Origin of the sequence: Archangium sp. (assembly GCF_036388035.1) — a bacterium.
GTDB lineage: Bacteria > Myxococcota > Myxococcia > Myxococcales > Myxococcaceae > Archangium.
Window position 1 is genome coordinate 1 of sequence record NZ_DASVSO010000242.1, and the last position, 2,887, is coordinate 2,887.

Annotated in this window: 2 protein-coding genes and 1 pseudogene; 1 reads left to right on the plus strand and 2 read right to left on the minus strand. The window is 69.9% G+C overall.

From position 1 onward, the window contains the following. A pseudogene (locus tag VF697_RS10525) lies at positions 1-203 on the minus strand (hypothetical protein); the annotation flags it as partial. 235 nt (positions 204-438) lie between these two features. Beyond that, positions 439-669, minus strand: a complete 231-nt coding sequence (locus VF697_RS10530) for a chaperonin (RefSeq protein WP_331093860.1) — start codon at positions 667-669, stop codon at positions 439-441. 348 nt (positions 670-1,017) lie between these two features. Between VF697_RS10530 and VF697_RS10535 the strand changes: the two genes are divergently transcribed. After that, positions 1,018-2,887: ELWxxDGT repeat protein (locus VF697_RS10535; protein ID WP_331093862.1), on the plus strand; the 1,870-nt coding region annotated here is incomplete at its 3' end.

Below are 2,887 nucleotides of genomic sequence, written 5' to 3' on the forward strand. Positions count from 1 at the left end.
TTCACGCCGATGCGCGGGAAGACGAAGCCGAACATGTCCATCCCATTGGCCCCCGTACCCGAGGGCAGCGCCAGTCCACCGGCTTCGATGGCCGCGTGGAAGTGGACGCCTTCTTCCTCGGGTGCCGCCGCGGAGGCGTCGACTTGGGTCTTGGGAGTCTGCTGGAGCAGGGAGACGAGAAGGAGCAGCGGGGCGCCATTCATGGCCGGCCACTCTACCCCGCTTCCCACCGCTCGACGGGGGCCACGAGATGAAGCTCGGCGTCCCCCCGCCTCCTCGCGCGCGCACCGGGCGGGCAAGCGGAAAAGACCACGGCCCGCGTCCAGCGGTCACGTCGAGCGAGAGGATCCACCCAGCCCCCACCATCCCCATCCCACCGCTCGCCCGACTCCGCCAAGGACGCGGGCCGTCGCCCGCCCCACCCCCGTAGGGCACCCGCTACTCCACGAAAACGATCCGCTTGCCGGTGGCCTTGGCCATGGCCTTGGACGACACCAGCTTCGCGGCGGCCTCCGCCTCGCCCGTCACGTCGAAGGCCGCGGCGATCAGGTCACCGAGCGTCACCACCTGGGCCTTGCGCGCGGGAGGGTTCCCCTTGGCCGTCACGCGGCGCTCCGAAGTGCCCTTCACCCGCCGCTCGCCCTGCTTCATCCCCTGGGTCTTCGCCATGGTTCGCCCTTCCCTTGAGTCTGGCTTGTCCGTCCTGTTGCCGACGCCCCACGCCGCCGCCCCACGCTCCAACCCAAGAGCAACCCGCGTGCCCACGCATAACCCCCTGGAAACACAGGCCGTCGCTGGGAAATGGAGCGCACGTACCCCTGGCAAGACTGTCATTTCTACCGGCGGTCCCGAGGCACATCCGGCAAGCTCTGGATGTACTCCCAAAGTGGTATGGGGAACGGTGGGCCTCCTCTCTACCCTCCGGCGCGTGTCCATCCAGGACGCGTCCGGAGCCGAGCCCACGGGGTAGGGCCGTGCTCCGGGTTGCCTCGTGCCCCGGAAGCGGCTGTCTCGCCCATGAACCTCCTTCCTCGTTCCGTCGCCGCGTGGCTGCTGTCGGCCACGCTGTCCACACCGGCCCTCGCCGCCGATCCGTCCACGTCCGCGCTGCTCAAGGACATCCACGCCCTCCAGCGCGCCACGCTCCACTCCGCCTCCGGGATGACCCCGATGGGCGGCACGCTCTTCTTCAACCACACCGACAGCCGGACCGGCAGCGAGCTGTGGAGGACGGACGGCACGCCGGGGGGTACGGCGTTGGTGAAGGACCTCGCGCCGGGCCTCTATGGCTCCCATCCGGACGATTTCATCGAGGCCCGGGGCTCCCTCTTCTTCTCCACCGCCCGGAGCTTCGAAGGCAGTGAGCTGTGGAAGACGGACGGCACCGCGGCGGGCACCGTCCGGCTGAAGCACCTGGGCGAGGCGGCCCTCGCCGACCGGGAGATCGTGGGCAGCACGTACTACTTCGTCCTCGAGTCCTCCGACACGGGCTACCACGAGCTGTGGAAGAGCGACGGCACCGCGGCCGGCACCACGCGGGTGACGGACCTGGGCAAGGGGAGCCAGCGCGTGAGGCTCCAGTACCTGAAGGCGGTGGGCGGGACGCTCTACTTCGTCGCCTCGTACCCCGACAGGCACGAGGAGCTGTGGAAGAGCGACGGCACCGAGGCGGGCACCGTCCTCGTCCGCAGCGGCGTGGGGCTCGGGAGCTTCGTGCGGTTCTCCAACCTGATGGACCTGGGCGGGACGCTCGTCCTGGGGGTGATCAGCGGTGGCATGTCCCAGCTCTGGAAGAGCGACGGGACCGGGGCCGGCACCGTGAAGCTCGCGGACATACCGATGACCCCCCAGGAGTACGCTCTCGGCAACGGCCGGCTGTTCTTCATCGCGGGCGACGCCCTGTGGACGAGTGACGGCACCCCCGCGGGAACGGTCTCGCTGAAGTTCTTCACGAACGTCCAGGCGCGGTCGCTGGTGGTGCGCAACGGGGTGCTCTTCCTCAGCGCCTCGGACGACGCCTCGTCCGACACGCCCCGGCTGTGGAAGAGCGATGGCACCCCCGGGGGGACCACGCGGGTGTTGGATCTCCCCCTCTCGGACGGCTACGCCGGGATGGCGCTCGCCCAGGGCACCCTGTTCTTCGTGGGCCGGGAGGCCACCACCGACTCGCTCTGGAAGAGCGATGGCACCCCGGCCGGCACCGTGAAGCTCAAGGAGCTCACGACGGACGAGGCGCCGCGCGTGTACATGATGACGGCCGCGGGAGGGAACGTCTTCTTCCAACACACCGTCACCACCTCGGCGGAGCCCGAGCTGTGGAAGTCGGACGGCACGGCGGCGGGGACGGGGCCGGTCCACAAGGCCCCCGCGGAGCCCCTCGGCTCCAACGCCTCGCGCTGGACGCAGCTCGGCAACTCACTCCTCTTCTTCGCCAATGACGGCGTGCATGGCTTCGAGCCGTGGAAGACGGAGGGCACGGCGGACAGCACCGTGCTGCTCAAGGACACCGAGCCGGCGGACGCCCTCGCCACGTTCGGCCAGAGCGCCAGCCGCTTCGTCGTCCGGGACACGACGGCCTTCTTCCTCTCCATGAGCGAGAGCACGCAGCGGCTGTGGAAGACGGACGGCACCGGGGCCGGCACCGTGCTGGTGAAGGAGTTCCCCTACACCCGCTTCTCCTCCCCCATGGAGTCGGACCTGGTGCTCATCGGGCAGACGCTCTACTTCGCCGCCCAGGACGCGGCGCACGGCACGGAGCTGTGGAAGAGCGACGGCACCCCGGAGGGCACCGTGCTGGTGAAGGACGTCCACGCCGGCACCGAGTCCGGCACCGGCTCGTGGCTGAGGCACGTCAACGGCACGCTCCTCTTCCTCGCGGACGACGGCG